Source organism: Luteibacter sp., from assembly GCF_036500425.1.
Classification (GTDB): Bacteria; Pseudomonadota; Gammaproteobacteria; order Xanthomonadales; family Rhodanobacteraceae; genus Luteibacter.
In genome coordinates, this window is the sequence record NZ_DASYCB010000048.1 from 85,785 (window position 1) to 112,386 (window position 26,602).

Here is a 26,602-nt window from a genome sequence, read left to right on the forward strand (position 1 = left end):
TTCAAGTCCAGCCAGCGCTAGCGGGTCGCCGGCCTTGTGGTCACAACCCATTTCCCTGCTGCGTTACGTGCAAAGACGACGTGGTAGTCGCCCGGCTCAAGCCTGCCTGCGGCCGTGGTCCCCCCTAAGGCTGATATCCGGTAAGTGTTGCCCGGACCACCCGCCAAAGGCGTAAACCGCAGCGACTCACCGCGAAGCCCGGCGATCGTCTCCACGCTCGAACCCAACGCTGGCATCAGCAGCGCAAACGCCAGAAGTGACGCCATAGCGACGTAGGCAGAGGCGCGCCTTTGTTTCATCGTGCCCTGGTCGTCCGCCGTGTCCTGGAGGATCGCGAGCATTCGGCGCCGCACGCCTGCCAATGAGCCGGTCATCGTCGATACGCCGTGCGCGGCAGGGCTCGTTCGCCGCAGCGTGGTCATGAGAGCCCGGGCGTATTCAATTCGCGTGGCATCATCGGCGCCTTGCAAGGCAAATGCATCGCAAAGCTCTTCGCGCGCGCCGAGGATGATGTCGTGCACCCTGCGCAATGGCCGACACCAGGGGAGCGCCGCCATGACCAGGTTCTCGGCCAGCAAGCGCCAGTTATCATGTCGCACCGCATGAGCCCGCTCGTGGCGTTCGATGGCGTATCGCACCGTAGGCGAAGCGGCAGATGCGCTGCGGGAAAGAACGACCAGTGGCCGGCGATAACCAAGGAGCATGGTCCCGGGCACGTCTGCTACGACGACAGACGCCCCCTCTGTATGGGCCGCGCGCAGTGCGGCGGCCATGCCTAGTGCCAATCGGAGCTTCACGATCAGCCGGGCACCACTCGTCGAAGCCGACAAGAGCATCAACGCGACGATGCCCCATGCGACCTGGGTCAGCCAATGCTGGGCCGGTAAGGCCATGGGCAAGACATGGGCAACGCTGGCAGACCACGCGAGATCGTCCCCACCATGAATGACGGGTGCGAACGGAAGAGCGAGGGGTAGGATTGCCACGCCCCAGAACGCCGCGGAGCCCATCCGGTGACGCCACGTCGCTGGCCAACGACCTTCGACCCGCGACAGTGCGATCACTACGACGGCGCCGATGGATATCGCAGCCAGACCTGAGGTAATGATCGTGATGGCGCTCATGACTTCGGCTTACGACGACTGAGCAGCCGCTCCAACTGACCCAACTCATCCGCATTGAGCAAGGCGCTGCCGGTCAACGCGGAAACCGGCAAGCTACCGGAGACCTCCAGCACATTGCGAAACAAGTGTTCAAACGATTCGCCAAGTACCTCGACCTTTCCGCGCACGGGCGAATACACAGCGAGGCCATGAACCTCCTCTCGCCGAACCAGCTCTTTCGAACGCATCCGTTCGAGCACGGTGCGGGTCGTCGATACTGCCCACTGGGTACGGGGTGCCAGGACATCGTGCAGTTCACGCGCACTCTGGGGAGCGCGCTCCCACAGAGCCTTCAACACTTCCATTTCGCTTTCGGATAACACGGGTAGGGTCCAGAACCGAGGGGCTGGACGGATGGTACTACAGTTGTAGCGCGACCCGCCTGCCTTGCTCGCGGTCACTGCCATGGCGCAGGTGCGGCCTAAGCCGCACCTGGCCAATCACGGGTTTAGTTGCTCTCGACGAAGCTGATATGCGGCGTCGTACCACCCGTCGCGGTGCACGTGCCCAGGCTCAGGTTGTTCTGCTCGAAGGTTGTCCCGGCATTACCGAGGCAGGTCGGGGCATTGGTGCTGCCGTCGTTCACGGCCAGGTTCACGGTGACGTGCGAGCCGTGGTTGAACGAGACCACCGGGTTGTCGCTACCGTTACCGAAGATATTGAACTCCGACTGCTTCCAGATGCGGTTGATGTTCAAGGTCGTGGCGGTCTGGCTCACGCTATGCGCCGTTCCGTTGACCGAGAAGGTCACCGTGTCGACGCCACCCGAGGTGGCCGAGCCGGTGAGCCGAATGGTGCCGATATTGGAGACAGCCACCAGCGGCACACTCACCGCATTGCTATTGCGGTAGCAAGCTAGCTGGTCGGGATAGTCAAACCAGCCCGAGGGGCAACCCACGGCATTGTACTGGGACTGACTTCCCGCGAAGAACCAGTCCTGGATGAATGCGACCGGAGTGCGGCCATTGCTGGAGTCGCCGTCGCTATCCGTGGAGTAGATGAACTGCTCCCACGTCTGGCACGAGGAATAGCCGAACTGCGTGCAGGTGGTGGGGTTGCTGCCGATGTTGGTGTTGATCTGCAGCGAATAATCGGCCGTACCCGTCGTCACGCCAGTGACGGTGGGGAATGTACCTACCGCTGAGCGGGTCAGGTTGGTCGTACGCGCGGCGAAATCGTTGCCGTTACCAACCGTAAACACACTCTCGCTGCGCGCGGTCGTGGTCAGGCCATTGCCATTGGTTTCCGGTGGCACCGAGACGAAGGAAGGCGGCGCTTCGCAGCGCTCGGCCCGCCAAGCCGCACTCGGGTACGAGGCGGTAAAGCAGCCTTCAATGGATGGCGCCTGTTGCTTGAGTGTCTCATGCCATGAAGCCATCGCCTGCGCCTGCGCGGCGGCGGCGATGTTGAACGATTGTTCTGCAGCGACGGCGGATGCCAGTGGTGCCGAACTGGCGACCACCGCAAGCATGCATGCACCCACCAGGTACTTCTGCCCGTACTTCTTCAATGAAGCCATGTGTCTGCCCTTCCTTCAAGATTGAATGAACGAACTCGTTCCCCCAGCCCCGTCAGTGGATATAGCAGCGCATGTTCTTGCGGTTAACCAAGGGGTTCACAGTTTTATCTTTCACCATGAATCGTGCCGTTATGGCTTATGTCGAGCGCATCGTGTGATACGTTCCTCGACGCAGGGGGATCATGCATCGTGAGGGGGTGGCTATGGCTGTCACGCTTGGGATGGGCCGCAAGTTCTTGCGGATGATGACTGCACTCGTTCTTCCGTCGTTCGTAACCGTAGCCGCCGCGGCGGCCACCGCACCGGGCTTTACGCCGGGCTCTCCCAACGTCGCCGTGGCGGACCCCGTTGTGCCGCGGCCTGCGGGCCGCTCGTGTGTCGTTCCGTTGTTCAACGCTTTCCAGTTCGTCGACTTCTCGAATCACCCGTACACCTACGCGCCGCCCACGGGTTGCGGACGTGCGTGGTCGAAGGTGGTGCTCGAGGCGGACTTCTCGGTGACCGCTGGGCGGCAGTTCGATCGCACGGCATCGCTCTGGCTTGGCGGCGCCAACCTTTACTTCGGCACCACGCAGGAGCCGTCGTCGACCGTCGCGCCGAGCTGGCATATCGAGCGCGATGTCAGCGACTTCGCCAGCATGCTCGCCAACCCGCAGACCGGCCAGGCAATCCTCGGCAATGTCGTGGATAGCACTTATACAGGCGTCATCAGTGGCTCGGCGCGCCTGGTCTTCTATCCCGCCAATGTGCTCGCACCGAAGGTCGATGCGCCGGATGCGGTATTCCCGCTCTCCGATGGCACCGCCGGCGGTCCCGTCACACTCAACACAGGGACCGATACGCTTTCGCGCACGTTTACCCTTCCGACGAATGTCGAGCGGGCTTACCTCGATGTCTTCGCGCAGGGCCAGAGTGGCGACGAGTTCTGGTATTCGTGTGTGCCGGATGAATTCGCCGACCAGCTGCAGAGTTGCGGTGGTGGCTCGTACCGGGAAACGCAGGTGTCGATCGACGGCCAGGCGGCTGGCGTGGCGCCTGTGTATCCGTGGATCTTCACGGGTGGTATCGATCCCTACATGTGGCGACCGACACCGGGCGTGCAGACACTTAACTTCCTGCCCTACCGTGTCGACCTGACGCCATTCGCTGCGCTGCTCAATGATGGGGCGCCGCATACGGTTACCGTGTCCGTCACGGGGGCGCATGGGTACTTCGCCGTTACCGGCAACCTGTTCGTTTACCAGGACCATGGGCGCAAGAAGCTCACGGGCGCCCTGACGGCGAACACGCTGCAAGGCCAGGCGCCGACGGCCACCATTGGGAACACGGTGACGGACACGAATGGCGTCGTGATCGGCGGCGTGACGACGAACGCGTCGCGTACGTTCCGCACTTCGGGCTACGTCGATACATCGCATGGCCGGATCACCACGGACGTATCGCAGACGGTGGCGTTCGCCAACACGCAGAACTTCACCATCGACCCCACGCAATACGTGCAGGACATCGACCAGCGCGCCACGGTCAACAGCACGACGAAGACGCGCCAGGGGCCGCTGAACATCGGCACGACCAACACGGTGACGTATGACTTCCCGTTAACAGCGAAGTTTGCCTATGCGTTTGATGCGGACGGCAACATCACCTCTTCACCGAGTCAGGTCACGCAGGGGTTCTCGCGGCATTTCACGAAGAAGCTGGGGGCGCTAACGTTGTACCGCAGCGATGTGGATAACCACATTTCCACTGCCGACACGCTGGCCTTTACAGACAATGCGGTGACGGGCCACTCAGGCCAGGCGAGCACACAGACCTTCCGCTTCAGCGATAACCTGGGCAGCTGCTATGGGCGCGATGTGGTGACGACCACCGGTACGCTGACTTCCGCTACTGATGGCGGTGGCTGCTCGGGTGGGCGGAATCGGTTGCTGTGGTTTACGCACCCGGATGGGTCGCCGGATACATCGCGGACGGAGGATCCGGGCGCGTTCTAACAGCTTTAGCGTTTCGAATGGCCCCCGGGGCGTTCGCGTCCCGGGGACATTGCTCCTAAGCCACCATGTGTGCGCGATGTTGCATTCTCTAGGTACTTATAGACAAATACCTGGAAAATCCACCATTAGAGTGATTTCTCAACCGCGGCCATCCCGATGTCAGACGGTCGTCTGAATGCGCTCCTGATCGCGTCAATCTGCTTGCCCGGGACATTGAACTCCTCGAAGTGTCCCATCCACCCTCGGGTGATCGCTGCGACCTCGCTGATCGCTAGCGCTGCTTCATGTCGATCAAGCCCAAATTGACCACAGCCATTCAAAGCGTTTTCCAATGTGGATAGGCGCCCCGATGGCCCGATGCTCAGATGCAGATAGCGCTCGTAAGCACTGGAGTTGCGCGGAACAACGTCATACAGGGGGCTCAAGCGCCAGCCACCATCCTGGCTGCTATAAATGAACGCATGATTGCGCAAATGGTCATCGTCATTGGATACGAGGATATTGAAGACCATCCGCTTGAAAAGCTCCATCCGATCTGCTTTTACAGCACCCACCGCGCCGTATTGTTCGATCACTCGCGCGATGTCTGCGTAATGAGCTTGATGCGATTCGCTCTCGTGAATACCCAGCATGGTCAACGCGCTGACCATGTGGATCTTGGCGAACGCTTCTGCCTCAGAGAGGCGATCGAAACGCTGGATCATCATCACGTTTCGCTGGCCCGGAAGGGTGACCAACCGAAGCGGAGGTACGCGAAGGCCGGCCCGTTCTGCCAATTTCAGCGTCCCGTACTCAATCCACGACATGTCCATCGTGTCGCCCCGAGCGGGGAACTTGGCTATCCATTGACGGCCGCTGTCTTCCACCAACGCTTTAGGGCGCGCGCCACCCAATGAGGGGGCGCCGGCAAAGAAGTACTCCATCTGTGCAGGCACGGGCAGGCCGTCTTCCACCCGGCCCGCCGCATCCAGCAAGTACTCGAGGTCGACTTCTTTCGGCAAATTTCCGACGTGGGGAACGCCTTCGCGCTCCCTCTGCACGTTAAGCGCGCCGATCCGATTGGGCCCCGCATGATCAAGGAACGTCGACTCAGGAAGAGTGCCTGGAGCGGCCCGGAGCTTGTTCTCGATAACCCGCCGCCCCCAAAAGTCGGGAGCCGCGTCACGTAACGCGCCAAACAAAGTCAGACCACCTGTTGGGACAAGGCCTATCATTCGCTCCCCCGTCAAAGGGAGACTCAAAGGGTCAACAGGAAGCGCGTTCGCGCGCTGCACGTAAAGTTTGCCGTACGAAAAGGTCGATCGCTGCGTTTCCGCGCCGATCTCATCCATTTCAAGCAGACCCGCGGGCACGGCCTGGACTTCGCCAGGTAAGGCTATCGTGACGTAGCGGGTCTGCGTGGGCATCAGAAGTCCAGATCTTCGCTTGGCTTTGAGCGACGAACACGTTGACCGAGCGCTGCGCGCCCGGCTAGTTCGGTAATGGGGTCGGTGATGGACTCGAGAGGGGGAAGCATCCCGAGCACTTCGAACACGTTGATCCACATGCCCAGTGCCGTGCCCGATTGCCCAGCTTCCATTCGCACAAGGGTTTGAACGCCAACGCGCGCGCGTTCGGCGAGCTCCGCCCGCGTGAACCCACGCGCTTGGCGAGCTCCACGAATCAGACGTCCCCAGCTCTTGGCGAGGCGAGCCCCACGAGCGCTGATGATGGATTCGCTAGCGGATTTCATACCATAAATGGTATCTTATGGCAGATAAAATATCAAATATGGTGTATTTCATCCCTTCCAAGGATCGCCGCATGGCCATAACGACCATGCTTACCATTTTAGGTATATTAAATGGATTAATTTACCATTTCTGGTAAAAATCATTCCCGCAGACGCTTGGCGCTACAGACGATCCAACTCGTCACCCCGGGACATCCGTCAGAAGCCACCACGCATGCGCGAGACTGCTGCCTGCGCGTTATAGCGGCGCGATGCGTCGGCCATCTCCACGCTTACGATCGTCTTGCCGATCGGTGCGAGCGCGATCCCGGCAAGTTTCAGATGCTGGATGCCGAACGGGATACCGATGATGGTCACAAAGCAGGCGATAGCCGACATGACGTGGCCGATCGCGAGCCAGAGGCCGGCGAACAGAAACCAGATCACGTTGCCGATGAAGCCCAGGCCGCTTGTGCCGATGTCATGCCGGCCGTAAACCTCCGCGCGACTGATGGCTTCCTTGCCGAACGGAAAGAAGGCGAACTGACCGATCACGAAGCAGGCCCGAGCCCACGGGATGCCGACGATGGTGATCATGGCCAGCAGGCCTGCCAGCCACCAGCCGATGCCCATGACCAGGCCGCCCAGCACAAACCACAGCAGGTTAAACAGCGTTCTCATCATGCATTCCTTGTCATCGTAGCGGGCACGTTATAGCCCGTGAAAAGCGATTCATTCTGCGACGTGAGCGTTCACGACGGCAACGGCGGTCGGCGACCACCGCGAGTCCAGGGTGAACTCTCTGTGGATAAAGAACAGGGCACGGACCTTGACGTCGGCCCAGGCGTTTACCGCATCTACGACGGTGCCATCGGCGGAAGGCGCGTACCCGAACGCCAGGTCCATCGTCTTCAGGCGCCCTATTAATGGCCCCGTTGCGCTGCGCATATGCAACTGGATCTGGCTGACGTAGGGCCGCTGCTGCGCATCACGAACGATCTCGGCGGTGCCGTCGAACTCGATGTCATCATCCTTGTCGATCTTCACGCCCTTCGGCGTCGCCTTGCCATCAGGTACCCGATGCGTCCTGAAGCGATAAAGCATGCGGCCATCGTTCGTGGCCACCCGCTTGGCGTCCGGGCCGATCACGTCTTTCAGCTGATCGTAGGAGCCGTAGGCTTCGTCCGGCTTTTTCGTAAGATCGAACGTTTCGCGCTCGATCTCAGGCTGGGCGCCGCCGATCATGGTGTTCGTGTTGACGATGAACCCGCTGACCGCCCCCTTGGGCTGCCCGGGTCTCGCAAGCGCCTCGTCCAGTAAAGCGTCGCCCGCCAGCACCTGGCCTGTCGGCACAAGAGCCAGCAGTATGAGAAGCGCTCGATGCTTCATAAGTCGATCCTTGGCTGCACGGCCCCTTGCCGGTATGGGCAAGCTACGCCGGGGCGAACGGCCGGGCACGGGCCATTGGTCACAGGGGCGGCGGATCTCGCATCTTGATATAAAGCCGGTTACGCGGTGCTTACTGGGCCTTCCGCAGCTGAATCAGGATGGCGCGGTCTTCGATCTCGTAGTCGCCGGCCACCTTCCCCGTCGGAGCCACAAGATCGAGCTTCATCAATTTGTTGATGACCGTCTGAATCCTGGCTGGCGTGACCTTTCCCGCATCGCTGGTCCATTGCTCGACGAAGGCAACGCCATCGGCGCTGTACACACTGGGATGGTCGCGCATCGCCAGCAAGTGCATGACGGCCAATTCGATCGGACGAAGTTCGTCCAGCACGGCGCCCGCGCCGGCTTCGCGGTGAGCGCTTTGCCATGCCTCCAGTGCTTTGCTTACGTTTCCATCGCCCGCGATGATCAGGTGCAGGACCAGCTCATTGAAGAATTCTGGCGTGCGGCCAAGGTCATCGAACGCCTGCAAGAAGTCAGTCTTCGATACCGCGACTGCGGAACGCTGCGCGAGAAAAGCAAGCCGGTCGTCAACAAAATCGTCGTGCAGCTCGGGCAGCTGCACGGGCATGGCCGAAGCGAAGAGCGGAGCCTTCTGCTTGCGAAACATGGCATTCAACTGCTCGCGAGACGAACCGGTGTAGAAGACTAGGAGCTTGCCCTGGAACTTTTGGAGCGCGGTACGCAAAGCGGCGACGAAGTCTTCCCGTCTGGCGCCAGCCAGGGCCTGCACTTCATCGAGCACGAGCAGGGTTACTCCGTCTTTGACCAACGCTGACAGTGCCGCGTCGAGACGGTTCTCAAGGCTGTCGTCGGGTCGCCGAGCGGTCGGCTCCAGAATCGCCTCCACCCCGACACCCGGTGCCTTCGCCTTGCCCTTGACCTCCTTGAGACGGAGCTTGCGTCGCAGGCCACCCTGACGTTGTTCAACGAACGCTTCCAGGGCTTCGACCAGACCCAACTCCGGGTCACCGCGACGTTTCCACAGATCCACGTAGAAGGTTCGCCAGCCGAACTCATGGGCTGCCGGGAGCAGCTCATGCTTCACGAATGAGGTTTTGCCTTGCCGCCTGGGCGCGAAAAGGGTCACGCCCTGCTTCAAGCCGCTCTCGAAGACCCGTAGGACCTCCTGGAGCAACCCGTCACGTGGGAAATAGGGAAGATCGAACGTGATGGCCACGAATTATGCCTGTTTATGGTGACCTCCATAATTATGGAAGATGCCATAATTTGCCATAATCGACGGTGCCGGCAAGACGAGGGGAACCAAAAAGCGCGGCAATGGGGGCTGTTGGCATCGTGCGTCGTAGCGCAACGGGGGCCGCTTTGCGGCAGGGCCTGGGCTGGAGCGGGTGAAGGGAATCGAATCGAGTCCACTTCTGGCCCGCGTGAGCGCCCGGCGCCAGGCTATTTCCCTGGGTTCGGCCGCCTTGAAACGGCGATACCTAAAACGATACCCGACAAAACGTAGCAGAACAGGCCGGGAGCGTCCACGACGCCAAGGGCCGGGATTCGGTCAGCTGGCACCTGACGGCTTGTCAGAGCCGCCTACTCGACCACACAATCGTCCCATCTCGACGGCAGGATGCGAGCATGACCAAGGAACCGAAAACACCACCCATGCCGGTGGCGGATGAGCGGGAAAGAAAGATTCCGGTTCGGGCACCACAACCCGAAGGGGTTCGCCGCCGCCGTCCACGCGCATTGCAGGCCGCCACGCCCTCGCAACCTTCGACGCCGGCACGACCACACACCCCCACTCCAGCACCCCAGCGCGCACCTCAGCCGCAGCCGGTGCGAAAAGACGCGCCTAGGCTCCCAAGAAATGCGTGATGGCAGCCAGTAAAAATGCGCCCAAGGCCGCCAGGCGAATTCCATTAATCCATCCAGCCAGACCGTTATTCCGCTTCATGGCCTGGTCGATTCGCTCGTCGACATTAAGGAGTTCGAGCGATTTGGCCACCGCTAGTGGGTAGTCAATGTAGGTGAGAAGGTTTTTCGGCGAGTTGGTTGGAGCAGGCACGGTGCCTATGAGAAGGCACTTCCAGACGACCAAAGCGCAAAGCGCGGCCAGGTAAATACCTGACACCAGCGCGGGCGTGTTTAGGCTGTTCCAGCCATCTTTGGTAAGCGACTTCACCGCGTAGGCAACGAGCGCACCCGCGAGAGCCAAAAGGACATTGAACGTCGTGATGGACTCTTTTTTTAGGTCGTCGGTGGCCGCCAGGTGGAATCGTAAATTCTCAAGCCCCTGCGCTTCAATCCAGTTATAGGTTTCTAGCAGCGGGTCGGCGGGCGTCACCGCGTCAGGGGTGGGGTGCACAGTGCAAACCTCGTTATAGGGCAAGAAATGACTCGACAGCGTCGGCTGGGCCTGTTGGCAGCGCTCGGACGACCGACGCCTGGAGACGCTTTGCTTCTAGTAGAGCGAATTCGACGGTCTGATGCACCGCACGCACCGCCGTCGCATGAGCTGACGCGAGGCCCAGAACGATAAGGAACACAATGGCCGCCATGCCGGTGTAGAGCACCCCCGTGCCCACCACGGCGGTTGCCAGTCCCGGCGCTAGGACGTGGGAAGTGACATACCAAAACAAGACGGCCCAGCCAATGCCGGCAAGCACGCTAAACCGAGAAAGTCGGTCTAACTTCTGGGTGCGAAAAATGGCCAAGCCGGCACCCAAGCGCTCCAGTTCATCTGCGGACTGAACCGATTGCACCATCGCGTCGGCCAATTTGTCGATGTTCTGCGCTGTCACGCCGGCGGATACCGTGCGACTGGGCAACCCAAAGTAGACGACCGCAGCCGCGAAACAGATGGCAGGCAGGAACGACTGCGCCCACCGGGCGTGGTCCATTACGCAAAAGTAGGTAAACATCACGGCGGCGACGAGAAGCGTCAGCCCCAGTCGCCGGCCCAAAATACGCACACCGGCACCAACCAGCCCCGGCCCACCAAAGAGGGTGTCAACAAAGAGGGTCCAGCGACTCTCGGGCCGCGAGGGCGGCCGCTCACGCGCCACCAGCCGCTCCGCCCTTTGCAGTATGTCTCGAGCACGCTCGAATTCCATTTGCTTCCCCCAAGCAGCCAACACTCCGAAAGTAGTTTACGGGAGTCGGGAAAGCACGTCGGCATCAGGACCGCGGTCTACCCGAAGCGATACATCACCGATGAGGCAAGGAATGGGGAGGATGTAGCCGCATATCTCACGGGCCGGCGGCTAGCCCATTTCCAGAATGGCAAGAATATCGAGGCTGCCCCTACTGAGTGCCATGCATTCCTATGCGCTGGCCATGACGCTCGTTGGAACCAACCTGGCGCATACGAGAGTCATACCACCGGCGCCAATTAATCGCCCGACCGTTTCTCAATGCGTAGCGGGTCCAAATGAACAATCGGTCAGCATGTTCGGGCGACAGGCCGACGCCGGTGAAGCCATCCATATTGGGGTCAGCGTCGAGGCGCTCACATTCTCGCACCAGGTCATCAAAGGGGACCTCCAAAAAAGCCGTCAATTCCGGTTCTGCGGCCAAATCCACGCCCCGACGGAACCGTCCTTTCCCGACTCTCGGGCAGTGTGCCGGAGGCGTCGCTGCCTGCAGTAGTTCATAGCGCAAGTCGAATCCTTTGATAGCGCCCTGCATGACGTCGACGGGGTGCCCTTCCAGTGCGGCACAAATGCGCTCGATGTGCGTTGGCGCCATACGGGGACCCAAGAACACGCGGGTGAGGGCCGAATCGAGGTAATGTTTAGGTCCAACCACGCCGGTGATATACCGCCACTCTTGCTCATGGGCCCATTCTTGACGTTTGCGCGTGAGGCGTGAGGTCACTACCGGGCCGACTTCGTCTCCTGACCGAAACATCTCTTGGATAGAAAGGGCTGGTAGGGCAGCTCCCGCATAGGTCACCTGGTGCAACTGTTCGCCTTGCAAAGCTCCGTAGTGCAGTGCTCGCGTATCAAACTCCAAGCAAAATCCCGCAAAGTTGCTCGCGTAATAGGCCCATAACGGCAATGCCTCGTGCGTTTGGGAAAACGAGATGAGCGCAGACTTCTCAACAAAGCGTGTGACCAACCCGTAAAAGTTAGCGAGCGAATCGGCCGCCTGCGGGGCGAGCTGGACGAACACCTGGTCGACCTCGTCCCCGACTTCCATGAAAGCCTCCATCGGGTCATTCATGGCTGAAAAGGGTGGCGCGAATAGATAACTTTGCGAAAGTGCTTCGATTTCGCGCTCTACGGTTTGGTCGTCGCAGGGGCGATACCGATACAGCTTTTCCGGCACGGTCATGTTTTGTCCTGACCCCGGGCGGCATGGTCATCGCGCAGCGCCTCACGCGCCTCTAATAGGGCCTCGAAGACCTTGAGCCAAGCTTGCATAGACGCCCCGGCCGCAGCGCACCAGTCTCGGATTTGCACGGCATCTAACCGCACCACACCCTGTTCGACCGCCGACACAAAGCTTTGATTGCTGCCCAGCCGGTCGGCGAAGTCCTGCTGAGACAGCTTTGCGGCCACGCGTAGCTCCCTAAAGCTGGCCAGGAGGGCCGCATTCTCGGGGCGATAAAGCGACTTCCGCCGCTGTGCGGAGGCATTCGAGGCCTTGGGCGGCGGGGATTTCGCGGGCATGGCAAGGTCAACAAACCAGGAGCCCTCCAAACTACGTGCGTTCCTTATAATCTAAATCTTTCGTTATTTACCAAATGTTTTGGTATTTTGGCTGCGAATACGTTAGCGTTCCCCACCACGGCAGGCGGGCAACTGCGCCCGGCGCCATTAATCCAGGGGAACCCTTATGCGCGCTCGTCTGTCCTCGCTTCTCATCTCTGCGCTTTTGACGCTAACTCTTGCCGGCTGCGCTACGACCACTGGCCGACCCTTCAACACCGAAGCCGCCAGCCAATTCAGTGATGGAAAGACCACACAAGCGCAGGTCCGCTCTGCCCTAGGCGAGCCCGAAACCGTGCAGGACAGGGGCGACGGCACAACGATGTGGGTCTACTCAAGCAGCGAGAGTAAAGCCTCGGTGCGCGACTACATCCCGTTCGCCGGTGTCGCCAACAACACGAGGATGCAGGCGCTGACCTTGGTTTTTGACCGGCGCGGAGTATTGGAATCCCACACGGCCATGCAGTCGCGCTGACCCGCCAACTATCTCTTTTGCGTGCGCCGTCGACCTCTGGTGGGCGACGCGCCCTCGCATTTAGGTCACGGAGCTGCCTCATGATTGGAATGGTTTTGCTACTACTCACCCTCGGCGCCCTCATTGTGACCCGGAGGCCTCGCTGGCAATGGGCCATGGGCGCCGCGCTCGGCCTAGCCCTCTGGCTGCTCGCCGGATTTCTCGGCGTTACCTCGGGTTGGGGCTGGGAAGGCATCCTCAACGCGGCAGCAGTGGGTGCGGTGGTCGGCACTGCGTTTGCATTTGCTCGTATTCACAAACCCGAGCCAACCCTCTCGTTCGAAGCCACGCATCGCCACGACAATATTGCCGTCGACAGCGCCGGCCGCGTATGGGTGCGCGACATGAACGGCGAAGAGGTCATTCTTGCGCGTTCAGATGTCCAGCAGTGGACGCATCGTTACATCGCCAACGGGAAATTTCGAGCGCGCAACAAGATTGAAGTTCGGACAAATTCGGTAGACCGACCAATGGTCACCGCGCTGTTTGACCGGCACCCGGACACATTATGGGGGGCGCCGCATAACGCCAGGGAGGCCGAGGAATGGCATGCAAGGTTGTCAGCGTTGCTCCGATAACATCGTTGAAGGCGGCTTAAGCCGCCTTCTTAATTACGCGTTTTTTGCGTGGCTTCTTCGGCTTGACCTTTTTGGTCAACGCCACCATCGGGTCACACTCGATTTTTGCCAGCATGACATTGCCATAGCCCCACTCGCGCAGACGCGCGTAAACGCTCTTTAAGACCACCTTGGCGAAGAACGGCAGATGCAGGCCAGGTTTTTGCGACTCGCTGATGATGGCAAAGACGACTGTGTAACCGCTCACGTCCCGCGGAACGTCTGTTGGTGCCCCGGCGACCGCGAGTTGGTGGGCCGCCCCTAGCGGCGGTCAAGCAAACGCGAACGAAGTAAGTTGAGCGGCCGCTTAACTCCCTTTGCCGCATTGTTGATGAAGGGACCGACGGAGCCCATCGCGTGAGGTTGATATTTTGGGGGCGTCAATGTGTCGGCATCGCCCTCTTCCTGAAGCGCTGGTTCGTCGCGCTCTTTGCCGACAAAGGTCATGCTTTCAAAATCTACCAACTCATACCAAAGCTGTTTCAAGCTAAATGGGACAGGACTGTCGACGGTTAATGACTTCGGGTCCAGTCCTGCGCGAGGCGTGGCCGCCAAACTTTTCTCTTTCAGCTCGGAAATCTTATCGGTGAAGGCGGTCTCGTGATTATCGGACAGCGCTCCTGCGACAAACTCCAAGAGTTCGCCGGCCTCTAGCGCCCAGTAGGGAACAAGAAGCGGGCTTTCGCCCGCCGCGGGCGTAGCGCTGAACACTTTGGACAGGTCCGACAGCGCGCTCGTGTATTCGCCATGGATGTCGAGCATCAGGATGCGTGCACCGGGCGACCCCACGGCCTCGTCCTTACGCACAATCGAACGAAGCAAACTCGCGACCGTTGTCGACTTGCCTGCACCCGTTGAACCGAGAATGGCGGAATGACGAGTGACCAATGCATCCAACGACAGCCGCACCATAATGTTCTCGGCGCTCGACAGATGACCGACAACGATTTGGTCGTCGCCGGTCGACCCGTAGATGCGACGGAGATCTGCCTCGGTCACTAGATGCACGGAGTCGTTGATGTTGGGATGCTGGCTAAGGCCCCTCTCGAAATGCCCTCCCATCGTTTCACCGGCCAACTGCACCGTCATCCACCGACCAGAGTCCACCTCCGCCACAGCCGTTGTCGCCGGCGCAGCGGTCGCGCCAACTTCGGAAACGATACCGAACAAGTCTTGATAGCCCTGCGGAATACGCACGAAACTACCGACTTGACCGACCCGATAGGTATGGCCTTTGATGACGGCGAACCCGGAATCCAACGATTCGGCAAGCTTGACGGTAAGACTGGCGCCGGAGACTGCGCTTACAACGCCTAGATACGTCGGGTCGCTGCCGCTCATGGCGTGGCAGTTCCGGATGTATCGGCCGGTGACTCGGTTGTCGTTTCGGTCTCGGACTCTGACGCGGCCGCAGTAACAACAGGAGTCATTGACATGTCATTGGACTGTGCGAGCGCGCAAAATCTCGCAAACGATACAAAGTCCCCCAGCAAGAAAACATAGGACTTATCAGACCCTCTTGGCGCCCAGAAACTCCGCCGAATGCTGCCCCAGTTTTTCGGCAGCTCCCCTGGACGCCATTTTCCGGGAACGCCACCAATCATTGCGCCGTCCGCTGCATAAACGCTCAAGTTGGGGCGGTCACTCGCCAGCTTCATGGCGGCCGCTTCCTTGTCCAGCGTCTGATACTGAAATGCCAGCACGGCGCTATTGGCGTTCATGGCCAGGCTCTCGTCGAGCACGGCACAGATGTGTGCATCACGAAAGGAAAAGCCCACCGCTATGAGCAGCGTATCCGGAGTGAGCAAAAAGCTTTTAAGGCGTTCAAATAGGGCCGAGTAGGGTTGTTTCTGCGTCAGGTCATATTTGAGATGGTCGGGATAGACCAACTCGGTTGCAGTGCGGCCCTTACCCCGGACAACCACGCCGTCCTCCAGCGCCCAACCGATGGACCCATGCATCTTCCACAGCTTTGCCCACCGAGGCGGCAGGTCATCGCTAGCGACGGAAACAGGGTCAAAAAAGGGAGCACTGCCTCCTGAAAAGCCATCGAAGTAAGGGTTTCTAGCCCGCTCAAAGGCGTCCTCGAAAAGGAGGTCGTAGTTCGTCGTAAACACTTCCACAGCGTGGCTTCGCATGGTGCCGGTTATCCAACCGACCAATTCTGTGTAAGCGTTCGGACTCTTCGGAAGTTTCGGCGCTACCACTTTGCCAATGCGCTCGCAGATGGCCGAGCCCAGCGTTTTGTAGCCATCCGCATCGAGGCCCAACACTTCCGCACTGCCGATTGCCTGATTCATAAGGCGAACGCGCGAAAGGATGGATTCAATGTTAGCGTCAGGACCCAAGCTGGTTCGAATACCGTCTACCGCTTTGGCCTGGGCCGCGTCGAGTCCCGCGGTCGCCAACTTGGTCAGGTCCTCCACCCCGGGGATTAGTGGGCTGCCACTCGGGTCGAGAACATTGTCTGCGTTCACCCTGATGGCCAAGGGGGCTCCGGCCCCGACCAAGAGGCCAATCCGCTTGCGGCCTTGCGACAGCACCTGGCGAAAATCGGACATGAAACGGTCCGGGTTGTGAAACGTTTCCATGTCCAAGCACCCCTGCTTTTGCCGAATATGTCCTTATTGGCTTCCGATGATGCACTGGAAGGCGATGTTAGGACTGCCGACCGATGGTAAGCCCAGGCCGGCGCCAACACTAGAGCCGAGGCGAGGTTGGCTCGGCACGCTTGGCCGTCGCTGGCTCAAGCACAAGGGAGGGGGTCCCCGACGCGGCGGGCAGTTGGTGCTCTGGCGGACTGTCCACGTCCGCCCTTGATACCGCAGCCGCCAACCACTTCCGTTCCGCTTCCGTGGCTGCGGCCAGTAACTGCGGCACATAGATGGGCCCGAGGTCGCCCAGGCCTTCCGAAGCTTCGGTCAATGTTTGCTGTTGCCTTGCCTGACGCGACAACAGTGGCGCCTCGTCCTTGGCGATGGCAGACAAATTGCGCTCGTGTCCCGCCACAACGCGCTTGAGCGTGCGGACCCGGTCTTCGCACGCTGCTGCATCCGCAAGCAATGCCCGCCAAGCAGCGGGCCCCGCTTCCTTGACCCGCAAAACTTTGGCGACCGACAACCGTATCGTGTGCGCCCTCGTCCACATCTCGACACGCTGACCGGCGACGCGCGCCTCCCGCTCGTGCGCGTGCAGCTCGGTGGACATGTCCGCGTGCGCCGTGCGCTCGCGCGCCTTGTAATCGCCCAAGCTCAACAGTTTTTTCGCCACGGCAAATAGCTCCGTTAGCGCGCGTGCAATCGCCATGACCCAAGTGCGGGCTTCTTGTTGGGCTTCTTCGTTCGCTGGTGCCGTGCCCGTGGAACGTGGTGACGCCTTGATGAACCGCGTGAGCAAATCATCCGCATCAGCGCGAGGGGGCGTGGGGGCATCCGCAGCGACCCCATATTTGCGGTAGCTGAAATACGGGACCACCGTCGGCGATGGAGCGGGAGCAGGCGCAGGGTCTGGCGCGAGGTCGGCAGGGGAGTGATGCCGGATGGCCGCCACCGCGATGCTGTTGTTGGGCTCATCCGAGAAGAAGGCCGGCCCAAGCGCTGGCGACACCAGTGCTGCCGCGCCGGCACCGTGGGTCGACTCTGATAGCGACGCACGGCGCTGCGCCATGGCGGCCTCGCGGGTCGCAGCCAACGCCTCCCGCGTCAGCAGTAGATAGCGCACGCCGTCGCCCTTGTGCGTCTGCACCCCACGCCGTTCCATGGCCGTGGCGGCCGCGCCGAGCTTTGGCTGGGCTTTCGTATCGAGGCCCAAGCGCTTGTAGCTCAAATGCGTGTAGTCGGCGACCAGACCCTGCGCCGCCGCGTGCTCGTTCGCTAGGGCTGCCCACCGTTCGTTCATGGCTTCGATGCACGCCGACGCGGTTTTCTTATGCGCGAGCACGGTTAGCTTCTTCGTAAAGCTCCAGCCCGCATTGCCGCTCTGCCCCTCGCTGCCGGCACCGTCCAGGTCTTCATCGAAGTCGAGGCGGCGCGTGGGAAAATACAGATGTGCATGAAAGCCCTGTTTGTCGAGCGACTTCACCTCGCCCAGGGCGTCGCGGTCGGCATCGCGGTGCAGGCCCACTGACACCACCGTGTGCAGCTGGTCGACAATGTATTGCGCCATGCCCGTGGCGAGAGCCGTCGCTTGGTGGTCGGATAGGCCCAGCGGGATAGGAATACGGAAGTCATGTCCTACCTGCGAATCTTTCCGCTTTTCCGCCGCTTCCACAGCATTCCAGACCAGCTCGGGGTCGCGGGCCCAATCGGGCGCGCCCTTCGGTGCCAAGGTCAGGGCGGCCACAATTTCCTCGCCGAGTTGGCGACGTCGAAAGTCGTGAATGACCCCGGTGCGCTGGTCCACCAGACGAAGGCCGAGACGGTAAGCCACGCCGGCCAGGGCGGAATGACCTTTGCCGCGGGCGTGGGTTTCAAGATGAGGGCGGGCGTGCGTCATCGGTCATCCTTGTAATGAACCATGACGAGGCGTCATGGCGCGGGCGTCATGCCCTAGAGCAATGCAGCGAGGGGGCACCGTCGCCCGCCCTCTTATTTCATCCAACCATATAGCGGTGACATGTCAACCATGCTTTACATGACTTACGTCACAGTTGAGGCGAATTTTCGTGCGCATCGAGCACAGCCCCCACATGTTGCATCACTCTCGCAGCAACCTGGAAGACGTCACGGGCACAAATCTCGTGCTGCTCGGACAATGCAAAGATGTCCTCGTGTTTGTCGATTTGCTTTGGGCCAGGGTCCGGGTAACGGCCTGCCCACGCAACGAAGTGCGCGAGCATCTTGAGGGTGCCCAACTCTTTTTCTGTGAGCCCAGGAATGAAATCGGCCAATTCATGCAGCTTGTGGTGATGATGCTTTTTCTCCGCCTCTGTGTAGGCCGCAACGCCCTGGCGAAGAATAAGCATGGCCTTCAGGCTGACCTCGAGGCTAAATCCGACGAGCATCAGCGCAACCCCGCAGTATTGCGTGTCGCAAATGCCACGCATGGCCGGGGGCATTGTGTCGAAGGGCGGCTTATTTTCCGTCAGGGTAATCGCCGCCTGCGTCATTGCCTGGGCTTGGGTTAGCCACAAAATCGGGGACTTTAGGTCGTCGCTGCTGGGCGGCGCCATGGGGTCGACGTCAGCGCCGTGGAGCGCAGACAGCATGGCCCAGCGCATCCATCCCGAGCGGCTGTAGCCACCGGGGTCTTTGGCGAACATGTCGCGGTCGGGCAACTCGGGACTACGCATCACCAACTCCAGAAAAGGGGTGACAGCATAGCGTTGGCGCGTAGCCGTTGCGTTAGCATTGGCTCGGCTTTGAGCGGCATGTTGGAACAACATTGAGACGCGCCCTTGCTCGCTGGCTCCGCAACAGTTTCGCACCCACGTTTCCGAACGCAGACCTACGCACACCATCCGGCAGGTTTCCGATGCTGATAGGCGAACTGGATGGTGCGCAATAGTGGGTATTGCTCAGGCACTGCCGCCGATGCGATTTTCCGAGACCCAATCTCGTGGGTAATTTCCGCCAACAACTCGGCTGTGGTCTGAATGCGGCCACCGGCCAGCGTTTTGATGTTGGCGTTGCTGGCGAACCCCAGCACAGCAATCTGCTCAATGGACTCCGGCAACACCAGGGAACCGAACAGCGAAGGAATGTGCCGCCGGCCTGCTTCAAACTTCTTGGCGTAACGCAACTCTCGCACCGCCCAAGTGTGGGCATCCATGGACGGCTCGAGGTGAACCAAGTGCTGACGTGTAGGGCAGAAGGCGACGACATCCAGCTCGCAGTCGTAACCCCCGTTGGGCCGCCGGCCGACTTGGACATTGCGGCGAACGAAATAGCCGCGAAACTCATACCATTCGGCCACGAGCTGTTCTAGGTGGTTCATAGCGCTCTCAACAACGCAGCATCCCGATATTCGCTATGGCAACACGGCCGGACCGTGGACATTGATGCCAAATCACTAAGTGGCATCAAGTTCACGTTGTGTCGAATCCGCTCATTTAACAGAAGTCCCGCCATTACATGTAACCGTCTCGGAAGACACGTTGACAATTTTCCACGTCACTTTAAGTTTAGGAAATGCTGCTCGCCGCCGCATCCCCAACCCAACTAAGCGTGGATGAAATCGCTATGACTGACATCGATATTACAAGGAAACTTACGCACCGGCTGCTGGCAGAACTGAGTGTCGTCATAAGCGAGCTGCTGCGACTGGAGGACTACGGCGGTGCCATCCGACTGCTTGAACTTCGCAATCGGTATGAGAAAGCTATTTTAGATGCGTAGACGCTGATTTATTTTCAAGGCCAGCAGAATCTAGCGCAACGGAATTCTCACCCACAGGAACGGCCTTATTGCTCCAGTCACGCACGTTGACCACGACGATATCTTCGGAGAGCGATTCGGCTGCATCGACGTTGTTGACGGTTACACCAGTGATGGGCGCCTGAACGACTATGAGCATCTCCGTGCCTGAAGCGTCGCTCGCCTTCATTACAACGACTGGCGGACTACGAGCAATCACGCGTTCAGCCGAGGCTGAGCTTGGGGGGCGACGCTGCAAATGAATTTTGACAGGCTTGCAACCTAGTTCCGCAAGAGCACCATCGCGCTCCTCGCTATAAGGAGCTACCACGCACTCGCCGCTTAGAAAGACAACGACTATGTACTCGCACGGGCCATCAAAAACGCGTTGCACCGCAACGACACCTGCCCTCTTCACTGGACCGATGCCGTCGATTGACGCGGAGTATCCCCTGTCCGAATCATTCATTTGTCACGTCCTCTATTGAATGTAGTTTGGTAGCGTGACGTTTGACGAAAAAGCTGCCAGGGCTGCCACACGCTCCGCGAGCGTCGGCTCATCGACATAGAATTTTCCCAACGTTCCTTCGCTGCCCTTGTGGCCTGTGATTTTGCTAATTGTCTCAAGCGGGACTTTGGCGCGTGCCAACCGAGTCGCCAAGGTGTGCCGGAACGCGTGCATGCCCATCCCTGCTTCGGTAACACCGCGCTTTTTGATGTAGTCAGCGAACTGCTTGCTCATCTGTCGCCCAAAGCCATTGCCATCGTTGTTGGGCAACTGGGGAAATAACCGTTTGTTCCCTGCGGTCCTTACGTCGTCGACAAAGGCCATAAACCCGGCATCCAATACAGGCTGGGCCAGCGGAACAAACCGACGCGACTGCTTGTTCTTGAGCTTTTGGCCTGGAAAGCGCCGGTTGATGTGGACGCCAGGAATGCCGTCGATGACCTCGACGTCAGCCAAATACAGCTGGCTCAGCTCCGTGACTCGCGCTCCCGAATACAGCGCCAGCATCGGCACCCACCACCGATGAGCGTGGTGTTCGGCCCAAGCGCGGAACGCGACCGGCTCAAAAATCGCATCAAGCTCGGCCTGGGTGAACGCCCTACCCGTTTCCTCTTGCGCATCGTCTTTGTCCTGACGCACCAACCCGAGTAATGGGTTGTCCGTGATGCGCTTGTTCTTCTTCAGCCAGTTGAAAAACGTGGACAACCTCTGATGGTGCTTATTGACCGTCGCCTGCGCGGGGGGCGGCTCATTCATGGTCTTCGCTTTGTGCAAGACCTCACGCACGCTCAACCCCACAAACTCCGCGCGCTTCGTTGCGTGACGTGGCCAATACGCTACCTCGTCGAAGAACGTGCGGCAGTCGTCCCCCGTCAGTCCCGCCACCGGCTTGTTGCCGATAATTCCTTCCAATAGATACAGGCTGTGCCGACTTTCCATGATGGTCTTCGCATCACGTCCGGCCCGTTTAAGGTCGTCCAAGTGCACGTTCCCATGAGCCGAAAGTAAGTCGTCGACGCTGGGCTGGGCCTTAACCGCCACGCGAGCCTGGGGCGTTGCAACCGGTGCGGCCGATGCCGCCATCAACTCACGAAACTGACGCTCGTCATCGGGCGTCTCGATGTAGACATTCTGAAGCTGGACGCCGTTGGGAAGAGTCACCCCACCGATGGTGAGGTCCATACGGCCTTGCATGTCCTGCAAGAGCTTATTGATGTCGACCATGACGTCCCCCCGGCGCATTCGTCTGAACGCATCCGAGAGTGCCATATCCAGAACGGCTGCGGCCAGTCGGGCCGCCTCACCTGGAGCCTGGCGAAGTGGACGCACAAGGAACCGCGACCCCACGCGAGGGCGTAGGTCGGTCGGGACACGGAAGCGGACGTAGAGCCCGGAGGGGCGGTCCATCAAGAGGGGGCGTGGCATGAAAACGATACCTAAAACGATACCTCGGCGGAGGGGCGTCTTGGTCTCGCTGTTTCGTCCAGAACCGTTTCGTGCCAAGGACTTACGAGGCATCGAGCTAGTTGTGGAGCGGGTGAAGGGAATCGAACCCTCGTCAGTAGCTTGGGAAGCTACAGCTCTACCATTGAGCTACACCCGCGTCAGGCCGGGATGTTAATACGTCCGGCCGGTCAGGGGAAAGGTCGCGCCTACCTGAACGGGCCGTATTCGTCCCCTGCGGGCGGCCGGGCAGCGGCGCATAATCTTGCCGGGGAATGCCTGTGAGGACCGCCGCCATGCGCTTTGCCACGTTGTCCATCGCCGTCGTGCTCACGCTAGGTGCCGGCTCGGCGCTCGGGCAGTCGCGCACAGTCTCCACGGCCAACATGCCGAAGCCGGGCGTGAGCTACATCTCAGGCCCGGGCGCGCCGGAGCGCCAGGAGACCGTGAGCACGGGCACCCTCCCAACACCGGCGAAGCTCTATGTAGGCGGCCAGGTAACGACCGGCAGCTATGAGTCCTCCAGCTCGCAGGTCGGCGGGGCCTATGTCGACGGCGGGTACTACGCGGGCGGCGGCGGTTACTACGGAGGCAACTACCCCGGGAACTACCCGGGCAACGGTTACCCCGGCAACAACCACCCCGGCAGCGGCTGGCACGATGGCGACCACGACCACGGCGGCAACGGCAACTACGGCGGCCGCCCCGACCGCCCCAACCCCGGCAACACCGTCGTCGTCGGCGGCACATCCAACCCCAACCGCGACAACACCCTCTTCAACAACGCCCCGGTCCGCGACAACAACGACAACCGTCACGACCACGACCACGGCGGCGGCTGGAATAACGGCTACAACAACGGCTTCAACAACCCCAACGGCCCGCGCCCCAGCATCAATGAGCCCCCGCCGCGCCCGTACAACCCTGGCGCCGGCCAGAGCAGTGTCCCCCTCTACCAGCAGCCCGGGTCCGGCCCGCCGCCGCAGATCCCCCGCGGCGCCAGCACCCCGACCCGCAGCCGCTGACCCGAACGCCGTGGGAGGCGGCCGCCCCCTGCGGCTACAATGGGCGAATGCACATCACCCTTAACGGCGAAGCGCGCGATTGCGCGCCCGGCACCTCGGTCACGTCCCTGCTCGATGCCGCTGGCTATGCCGGCAAGCGCGTGGCCGTGGAAGTGAATCTCGAGATCGTGCCGCGCAGCGCGCACCCCACCCACCTGCTCGCCGAGGGCGACAAGGTGGAGATCGTCCATGCCATCGGCGGCGGCTGAGGCCCCGCCCATCGACGGAAGACCCCGCATGAACCACTTCTCCCCCGCTGGCGACGACCCGCTGATCGTCGCAGGCCGCACCTTCCATTCACGGCTGCTCACCGGCACAGGCAAGTACAAGGATTTCGACGAGACCCGCCGCGCCACGGACGCGGCCGGCGCGCAGATCGTCACCCTGGCCATCCGCCGGGTGAACATTGGCCAGGATGCCAGCCAGCCGAACCTGCTGGATGCGCTGCCGCCGGATCGTTTCACCCTGCTGCCGAATACCGCCGGCTGCTACACGGCCGACGATGCCGTGCGCACCTGCCGCCTGGCGCGCGAACTGCTCGACGGCCACAACCTGGTCAAGCTCGAGGTGCTCGGTGACGAGCGCACGCTCTACCCCGATGTGGTGCAGACGCTCGCGGCCGCAGAAAAGCTCGTCGCCGATGGCTTCGACGTCATGGTCTACACCTCGGATGACCCGATCCTGGCTCGCCGCCTGGAAGAGATCGGCTGCGCGGCGATCATGCCGCTGGCCGCGCCCATCGGCTCGGGCCTGGGCATCCAGAACCGCTACAACCTGCTCGAAATCGTCGAGAACGCGAAGGTGCCGGTGATCGTCGATGCCGGCGTGGGCACCGCCTCGGATGCCGCGATCGCGATGGAGCTCGGTTGCCACGGTGTGCTCATGAACACCGCGATTGCCGGCGCGAAAGATCCGGTGCTGATGGCACACGCGATGAAGCTGGCTGTCGAAGCCGGCCGCGCCGCATTCCGTGCCGGTCGCATCCCGCGCAAGCGTTTTGCCTCGGCCTCGAGCCCGGTGGAAGGATTGGTAGGTTAAGCATGGCGCACGACGAAGACACCTCGGGCGAAGGCCCGTTCCAGCGCCGCATCCGCAGCTTCGTGCTGCGCGAAGGCCGGATGACGCCCGCGCAGCAGCGCGCGTTCGATGACCACTGGGCGCGCTTCGGCCTGGATTACACGGGTGCGAGCCGCGACCTGCAGGCCACCTTCGGTCGTGAGGCACCGCGTGTGCTCGAGATCGGCTTCGGCAATGGCGAGGCCCTGGCCTGGGCGTCGGAACACGACCTCGCCCGCGATTACATTGGCGTGGAAGTGCATGGCCCCGGCGTCGGCCGGCTCATGAATGCGCTGGCCGCCCGCGATGCCAGCAACGTGCGCATCTACAAGCACGATGCCGTGGAAGTGCTGGAAAACGAGATCCCGCCGGGCAGCCTCTCCGAGGTACGCATCTGGTTCCCGGATCCATGGCATAAGAAGCGCCACAACAAGCGCCGCATCGTGCAGCCGGCCTTCGTCGAGCTGCTGGCCTCGCGTATGGCGCCAGGCGGCCTGCTTCACCTGGCCACCGACTGGGAAGCGTATGCCGAGCACATGCGCGAGGTGATGGAAGCGGCCGAGGGCTGGCGTAACCGCGTCGGGCCAGGCGCAACTGCCGAGCGCCCCGAGTGGCGCATCGAGACCCATTTCGAGCGCCGCGGCCTGCGTCTTGGCCATGGCGTCTGGGATTTCCTCTACGAATGGCACGGTTAGACAAGCCGTAGACCCCGGAATGGGCACACTTGGGCTTTCGTGTCCCCACGGAGTTCCGCATGTCCATTTCCACCCTGGCCGACCTGTTCGCGGAAACCCTGGAACAGGCCGGCGTCAAGCGCATTTACGGCCTGGTCGGCGATAGCCTCAACGCCATCACCGAAGCCCTGCGCGAGCGCCAGCGCATCGACTGGGTGCATATGCGCCACGAGGAGGCCGCGGCCTTCGCGGCAGGCGGCGAAGCCCAGATCACCGGCCAGCTCGCGGTCTGCGCAGGCAGCTGCGGCCCCGGCAACCTGCACCTGATCAACGGCCTGTTCGACTGCCACCGCAGCCGCACGCCGGTGCTGGCGATCGCTGCGCACATTCCCAGTGCGGAAATCGGCAGCGGCTACTTCCAGGAAACCCACCCAACCGAATTGTTCCGCGAGTGCAGCGTGTACTGCGAGATGGTCTCGGACCCCGCGCAGATGCCACACGTGCTGGATTCGGCGATCCGCGCCGCGGTCGGTCAGCGTGGGGTCGCCGTGGTGGTCATCCCGGGCGATGTGGCCATGCGCAAGGCGCTGGTGAAGCAGGTCACCCCGGCTACTGGCCTGTTGCCGCCTGCTCCGAAAGTGATCCCCGCCGAGCGTGAACTCGATGCGCTGGCTGCCCTGCTCAACGCGGGCAAGCGCGTCACCCTGCTCTGCGGCCGCGGCACCGCGGGCGCGCATAGCGAGCTGATCGCCCTGGCCGATGCGTTGAAGTCGCCGATTGTGCATGCGCTCGGTGGCAAGGAATTCGTGGAATACGACAACCCCTTCGACGTGGGCATGACCGGGCTGATCGGCTTCAGCTCGGGGTACCACGCGATGGAGGACTGCGACACGCTGCTGATGTTGGGCACCGATTTCCCTTACCGGCAGTTCTACCCGGAGGAGGCGAAGATCGCCCAGGTCGATATCCGCCCCGGCAACATCGGCCGCCGCTGTCGCGTGGATCTGGGCATCGTCGGTGACGTGGGCGAGACCCTGCGCGCCCTGCTTCCGCGGATCGAGCCCAAGCGCGTGCGGGGCCACCTCGATCGCTGCCTGGCCCATTACGCGCGTGCCCGCGAAGGCCTGGATGAGCTTGCTGCGATCAAGGTGGGCCACGAGCTGATCCACCCGCAACAGGTGAGCCACCTGGTCAGCGAACTGGCCGAGGAGGATGCGGTATTCACCTGCGACGTGGGCACGCCGACGATCTGGGCGGCCCGCTACCTAAAAATGAATGGCAAGCGCCGGCTGGTAGGCTCCTTCGTACATGGCTCCATGGCCAATGCGATGCCACAGGCGATCGGGATCCAGGCCGCCTACCCCGGGCGCCAGGTGATCTCGCTCTCGGGCGATGGTGGCTTCGCCATGCTCATGGGTGATTTCCTCACCCTGGCCCAGGAGAAGCTGCCGGTGAAGATCATCGTGCTCAACAACGGCACGCTGGGTTTCGTCGAGCTGGAGATGAAGGCGGCGGGCCTGGTCGAGACCGGGGTGGCGCTGCAAAACCCGGACTTCGCCGCGATGGCCAATGCCATGGGCATCCACGGCCGAGGGGTGGCCCGGGCGTCGGACCTGCCAGCGGCGATCGCCGAGGTGCTCTCGCATGAAGGACCGGCGCTGCTCGATGTGGTCAGCAACCGGCTCGAGCTTTCCCTGCCGCCGAAGATCAGCGCTGAGCAGGTGAAGGGCTTCAGCCTGTATGCGCTAAAGGCGGTGATGAGTGGCCGAGGCGACAGCATCGTGGACCTCGCGGTGTCAAACCTCAGCCGCTAACCCCCGTGTAGGAGTGCGCTTGCGCGCGATGCGTCTTGCCGCGAGCCCCCATC

29 protein-coding genes, 1 tRNA gene and 1 pseudogene are annotated in these 26,602 nt (G+C 61.3%); 9 read left to right on the forward strand and 22 right to left on the reverse strand.

Going from position 1 to position 26,602, the window contains the following annotated elements; translation table 11 throughout:
• Positions 1–17: 17 nt before the first annotated feature.
• From VGN46_RS11545 to VGN46_RS11555, 3 genes are all read right to left on the reverse strand, one after another.
• On the reverse strand, positions 18–1,124 hold the full coding sequence (locus VGN46_RS11545; RefSeq protein WP_331643832.1) for a M56 family metallopeptidase: 1,107 nt from the start codon (positions 1,122–1,124) through the stop codon (positions 18–20).
• A complete protein-coding gene (locus VGN46_RS11550; RefSeq protein WP_331643833.1) occupies positions 1,121–1,486 on the reverse strand; it encodes a BlaI/MecI/CopY family transcriptional regulator in 366 nt (121 codons plus the stop codon). Before VGN46_RS11550 ends, VGN46_RS11545 begins: the two co-directional genes overlap by 4 nt.
• A gap of 125 nt (positions 1,487–1,611) precedes the next feature.
• Positions 1,612–2,673 carry a hypothetical protein gene (locus tag VGN46_RS11555; RefSeq protein WP_331643904.1) on the reverse strand — a complete coding sequence of 354 codons (1,062 nt, stop codon included), beginning with the start codon at positions 2,671–2,673 and terminating at the stop codon, positions 1,612–1,614.
• A 212-nt stretch (positions 2,674–2,885) separates the two neighbouring features.
• Between VGN46_RS11555 and VGN46_RS11560 the strand changes: the two genes are divergently transcribed.
• Entirely contained in the window at positions 2,886–4,676 is a 1,791-nt protein-coding gene (locus VGN46_RS11560) for a peptide-N4-asparagine amidase (protein WP_331643834.1), read from the forward strand.
• Positions 4,677–4,801: 125 nt separating this feature from the next.
• Here VGN46_RS11560 and VGN46_RS11565 read toward each other — a convergent pair whose 3' ends face one another.
• From VGN46_RS11565 to VGN46_RS11600, 9 genes are all read right to left on the reverse strand, one after another.
• Positions 4,802–6,082, reverse strand: coding sequence for a HipA domain-containing protein (locus tag VGN46_RS11565; protein ID WP_331643836.1), 1,281 nt, complete (start codon positions 6,080–6,082; stop codon positions 4,802–4,804).
• Positions 6,082–6,408 carry a helix-turn-helix domain-containing protein gene (locus VGN46_RS20350; protein WP_414675252.1) on the reverse strand — a complete coding sequence of 109 codons (327 nt, stop codon included), beginning with the start codon at positions 6,406–6,408 and terminating at the stop codon, positions 6,082–6,084. Before VGN46_RS20350 ends, VGN46_RS11565 begins: the two co-directional genes overlap by 1 nt.
• A 198-nt stretch (positions 6,409–6,606) precedes the next feature.
• Positions 6,607–7,068, reverse strand: coding sequence for a YccF domain-containing protein (locus VGN46_RS11570; protein ID WP_331643837.1), 462 nt, complete (start codon positions 7,066–7,068; stop codon positions 6,607–6,609).
• Between the two features lie 51 nt (positions 7,069–7,119).
• Entirely contained in the window at positions 7,120–7,776 is a 657-nt protein-coding gene (locus tag VGN46_RS11575) for a hypothetical protein (protein ID WP_331643839.1), read from the reverse strand.
• A 130-nt stretch (positions 7,777–7,906) separates the two neighbouring features.
• Positions 7,907–9,016, reverse strand: coding sequence for a hypothetical protein (locus tag VGN46_RS11580; RefSeq protein ID WP_331643840.1), 1,110 nt, complete (start codon positions 9,014–9,016; stop codon positions 7,907–7,909).
• A 630-nt stretch (positions 9,017–9,646) separates the two neighbouring features.
• A complete protein-coding gene (locus VGN46_RS11585) occupies positions 9,647–10,183 on the reverse strand; it encodes a hypothetical protein (RefSeq protein WP_331643841.1) in 537 nt (178 codons plus the stop codon).
• Positions 10,173–10,907 carry a hypothetical protein gene (locus tag VGN46_RS11590; RefSeq protein WP_331643842.1) on the reverse strand — a complete coding sequence of 245 codons (735 nt, stop codon included), beginning with the start codon at positions 10,905–10,907 and terminating at the stop codon, positions 10,173–10,175. The genes VGN46_RS11585 and VGN46_RS11590 overlap by 11 nt, the downstream gene beginning before the upstream one ends.
• A 190-nt stretch (positions 10,908–11,097) precedes the next feature.
• A complete protein-coding gene (locus tag VGN46_RS11595; RefSeq protein ID WP_331643843.1) occupies positions 11,098–12,129 on the reverse strand; it encodes a DUF2971 domain-containing protein in 1,032 nt (343 codons plus the stop codon).
• Entirely contained in the window at positions 12,126–12,467 is a 342-nt protein-coding gene (locus VGN46_RS11600) for a helix-turn-helix transcriptional regulator (RefSeq protein WP_331643844.1), read from the reverse strand. Before VGN46_RS11600 ends, VGN46_RS11595 begins: the two co-directional genes overlap by 4 nt.
• A gap of 166 nt (positions 12,468–12,633) precedes the next feature.
• Between VGN46_RS11600 and bamE the strand changes: the two genes are divergently transcribed.
• Both bamE and VGN46_RS11610 read left to right on the forward strand, forming a co-directional pair.
• Positions 12,634–12,981 carry an outer membrane protein assembly factor BamE domain-containing protein gene (bamE, locus tag VGN46_RS11605; RefSeq protein ID WP_331643845.1) on the forward strand — a complete coding sequence of 116 codons (348 nt, stop codon included), beginning with the start codon at positions 12,634–12,636 and terminating at the stop codon, positions 12,979–12,981.
• Positions 12,982–13,061: 80 nt separating this feature from the next.
• Entirely contained in the window at positions 13,062–13,598 is a 537-nt protein-coding gene (locus VGN46_RS11610) for a hypothetical protein (RefSeq protein WP_331643846.1), read from the forward strand.
• A 16-nt stretch (positions 13,599–13,614) separates the two neighbouring features.
• On the opposite strand, the gene VGN46_RS11615 is transcribed toward VGN46_RS11610, so the two are convergent.
• The 6 genes from VGN46_RS11615 to VGN46_RS11640 form a co-directional block, all read right to left on the reverse strand.
• Complete coding sequence (locus tag VGN46_RS11615; RefSeq protein WP_331643847.1) at positions 13,615–13,845, reverse strand: DUF6119 family protein; 231 nt, start codon at positions 13,843–13,845, stop codon at positions 13,615–13,617.
• 53 nt (positions 13,846–13,898) lie between these two features.
• Positions 13,899–14,978 carry an ATP-binding protein gene (locus VGN46_RS11620; protein WP_331643848.1) on the reverse strand — a complete coding sequence of 360 codons (1,080 nt, stop codon included), beginning with the start codon at positions 14,976–14,978 and terminating at the stop codon, positions 13,899–13,901.
• Positions 14,975–16,228 (reverse strand): SIR2 family protein, encoded by a 1,254-nt coding sequence (locus VGN46_RS11625; RefSeq protein WP_331643849.1) that lies wholly within the window; start codon positions 16,226–16,228, stop codon positions 14,975–14,977. Before VGN46_RS11625 ends, VGN46_RS11620 begins: the two co-directional genes overlap by 4 nt.
• Positions 16,229–16,337: 109 nt before the next feature.
• A complete protein-coding gene (locus tag VGN46_RS11630) occupies positions 16,338–18,131 on the reverse strand; it encodes a MobA/MobL family protein (RefSeq protein WP_331643850.1) in 1,794 nt (597 codons plus the stop codon).
• 148 nt (positions 18,132–18,279) lie between these two features.
• Complete coding sequence (locus tag VGN46_RS11635; RefSeq protein ID WP_331643851.1) at positions 18,280–18,927, reverse strand: hypothetical protein; 648 nt, start codon at positions 18,925–18,927, stop codon at positions 18,280–18,282.
• 155 nt (positions 18,928–19,082) lie between these two features.
• Complete coding sequence (locus tag VGN46_RS11640) at positions 19,083–19,571, reverse strand: hypothetical protein (protein ID WP_331643852.1); 489 nt, start codon at positions 19,569–19,571, stop codon at positions 19,083–19,085.
• Positions 19,572–19,816: 245 nt separating this feature from the next.
• On the opposite strand from VGN46_RS11640, the gene VGN46_RS11645 reads away from it, so the two are divergent.
• Positions 19,817–19,972, forward strand: a complete 156-nt coding sequence (locus VGN46_RS11645) for a hypothetical protein (protein WP_331643853.1) — start codon at positions 19,817–19,819, stop codon at positions 19,970–19,972.
• On the opposite strand, the gene VGN46_RS11650 is transcribed toward VGN46_RS11645, so the two are convergent.
• The 4 genes and pseudogenes from VGN46_RS11650 to VGN46_RS11660 form a co-directional block, all read right to left on the reverse strand.
• A complete protein-coding gene (locus VGN46_RS11650; RefSeq protein WP_331643854.1) occupies positions 19,956–20,459 on the reverse strand; it encodes a hypothetical protein in 504 nt (167 codons plus the stop codon). The two genes, VGN46_RS11645 and VGN46_RS11650, sit on opposite strands and share 17 nt — an antisense overlap.
• Before the next feature lie 12 nt (positions 20,460–20,471).
• The gene (locus VGN46_RS11655; protein WP_331643855.1) at positions 20,472–21,722 is read right to left on the reverse strand and encodes a site-specific integrase; all 1,251 of its coding nucleotides are present in this window, start codon (positions 21,720–21,722) and stop codon (positions 20,472–20,474) included.
• A gap of 21 nt (positions 21,723–21,743) precedes the next feature.
• A pseudogene (locus VGN46_RS20355) lies at positions 21,744–22,016 on the reverse strand (DUF6538 domain-containing protein); the annotation flags it as partial.
• Between the two features lie 11 nt (positions 22,017–22,027).
• A tRNA-Gly gene (locus tag VGN46_RS11660) sits at positions 22,028–22,101 on the reverse strand.
• A gap of 136 nt (positions 22,102–22,237) precedes the next feature.
• Between VGN46_RS11660 and VGN46_RS11665 the strand changes: the two genes are divergently transcribed.
• The 5 genes from VGN46_RS11665 to poxB all read left to right on the forward strand — a co-directional run bounded on the left by VGN46_RS11665 (position 22,238) and on the right by poxB (position 26,549).
• Complete coding sequence (locus tag VGN46_RS11665) at positions 22,238–22,966, forward strand: hypothetical protein (protein WP_331643856.1); 729 nt, start codon at positions 22,238–22,240, stop codon at positions 22,964–22,966.
• 47 nt (positions 22,967–23,013) lie between these two features.
• Positions 23,014–23,214 carry a sulfur carrier protein ThiS gene (gene thiS / locus VGN46_RS11670; RefSeq protein WP_331643857.1) on the forward strand — a complete coding sequence of 67 codons (201 nt, stop codon included), beginning with the start codon at positions 23,014–23,016 and terminating at the stop codon, positions 23,212–23,214.
• 28 nt (positions 23,215–23,242) lie between these two features.
• Entirely contained in the window at positions 23,243–24,043 is an 801-nt protein-coding gene (locus VGN46_RS11675) for a thiazole synthase (RefSeq protein WP_331643858.1), read from the forward strand.
• A 2-nt stretch (positions 24,044–24,045) separates the two neighbouring features.
• Complete coding sequence (trmB, locus tag VGN46_RS11680; RefSeq protein WP_331643859.1) at positions 24,046–24,756, forward strand: tRNA (guanosine(46)-N7)-methyltransferase TrmB; 711 nt, start codon at positions 24,046–24,048, stop codon at positions 24,754–24,756.
• 74 nt (positions 24,757–24,830) lie between these two features.
• Positions 24,831–26,549 (forward strand): ubiquinone-dependent pyruvate dehydrogenase, encoded by a 1,719-nt coding sequence (gene poxB, locus VGN46_RS11685; protein WP_331643905.1) that lies wholly within the window; start codon positions 24,831–24,833, stop codon positions 26,547–26,549.
• Positions 26,550–26,602 lie beyond the last annotated feature (53 nt).

Coding starts and splice junctions, on each gene's coding strand:
- VGN46_RS11545 (WP_331643832.1), bottom strand. CDS start 1,124: ATGAGCGCCATCACGATCATTACCTCAGGTCTGGCTGCGATATCCATC.
- VGN46_RS11560 (WP_331643834.1), top strand. CDS start 2,886: ATGGCTGTCACGCTTGGGATGGGCCGCAAGTTCTTGCGGATGATGACT.
- VGN46_RS11565 (WP_331643836.1), bottom strand. CDS start 6,082: ATGCCCACGCAGACCCGCTACGTCACGATAGCCTTACCTGGCGAAGTC.
- VGN46_RS20350 (WP_414675252.1), bottom strand. CDS start 6,408: ATGAAATCCGCTAGCGAATCCATCATCAGCGCTCGTGGGGCTCGCCTC.
- VGN46_RS11570 (WP_331643837.1), bottom strand. CDS start 7,068: ATGAGAACGCTGTTTAACCTGCTGTGGTTTGTGCTGGGCGGCCTGGTC.
- VGN46_RS11575 (WP_331643839.1), bottom strand. CDS start 7,776: ATGAAGCATCGAGCGCTTCTCATACTGCTGGCTCTTGTGCCGACAGGC.
- VGN46_RS11590 (WP_331643842.1), bottom strand. CDS start 10,907: ATGGAATTCGAGCGTGCTCGAGACATACTGCAAAGGGCGGAGCGGCTG.
- VGN46_RS11595 (WP_331643843.1), bottom strand. CDS start 12,129: ATGACCGTGCCGGAAAAGCTGTATCGGTATCGCCCCTGCGACGACCAA.
- VGN46_RS11600 (WP_331643844.1), bottom strand. CDS start 12,467: ATGCCCGCGAAATCCCCGCCGCCCAAGGCCTCGAATGCCTCCGCACAG.
- bamE (WP_331643845.1), top strand. CDS start 12,634: ATGCGCGCTCGTCTGTCCTCGCTTCTCATCTCTGCGCTTTTGACGCTA.
- VGN46_RS11610 (WP_331643846.1), top strand. CDS start 13,062: ATGATTGGAATGGTTTTGCTACTACTCACCCTCGGCGCCCTCATTGTG.
- VGN46_RS11620 (WP_331643848.1), bottom strand. CDS start 14,978: ATGAGCGGCAGCGACCCGACGTATCTAGGCGTTGTAAGCGCAGTCTCC.
- VGN46_RS11625 (WP_331643849.1), bottom strand. CDS start 16,228: ATGGAAACGTTTCACAACCCGGACCGTTTCATGTCCGATTTTCGCCAG.
- VGN46_RS11630 (WP_331643850.1), bottom strand. CDS start 18,131: ATGACGCACGCCCGCCCTCATCTTGAAACCCACGCCCGCGGCAAAGGT.
- VGN46_RS11635 (WP_331643851.1), bottom strand. CDS start 18,927: ATGCGTAGTCCCGAGTTGCCCGACCGCGACATGTTCGCCAAAGACCCC.
- VGN46_RS11640 (WP_331643852.1), bottom strand. CDS start 19,571: ATGAACCACCTAGAACAGCTCGTGGCCGAATGGTATGAGTTTCGCGGC.
- VGN46_RS11645 (WP_331643853.1), top strand. CDS start 19,817: ATGACTGACATCGATATTACAAGGAAACTTACGCACCGGCTGCTGGCA.
- VGN46_RS11650 (WP_331643854.1), bottom strand. CDS start 20,459: ATGAATGATTCGGACAGGGGATACTCCGCGTCAATCGACGGCATCGGT.
- VGN46_RS11655 (WP_331643855.1), bottom strand. CDS start 21,722: ATGGTCGACATCAATAAGCTCTTGCAGGACATGCAAGGCCGTATGGAC.
- VGN46_RS11665 (WP_331643856.1), top strand. CDS start 22,238: ATGCGCTTTGCCACGTTGTCCATCGCCGTCGTGCTCACGCTAGGTGCC.
- thiS (WP_331643857.1), top strand. CDS start 23,014: ATGCACATCACCCTTAACGGCGAAGCGCGCGATTGCGCGCCCGGCACC.
- VGN46_RS11675 (WP_331643858.1), top strand. CDS start 23,243: ATGAACCACTTCTCCCCCGCTGGCGACGACCCGCTGATCGTCGCAGGC.
- trmB (WP_331643859.1), top strand. CDS start 24,046: ATGGCGCACGACGAAGACACCTCGGGCGAAGGCCCGTTCCAGCGCCGC.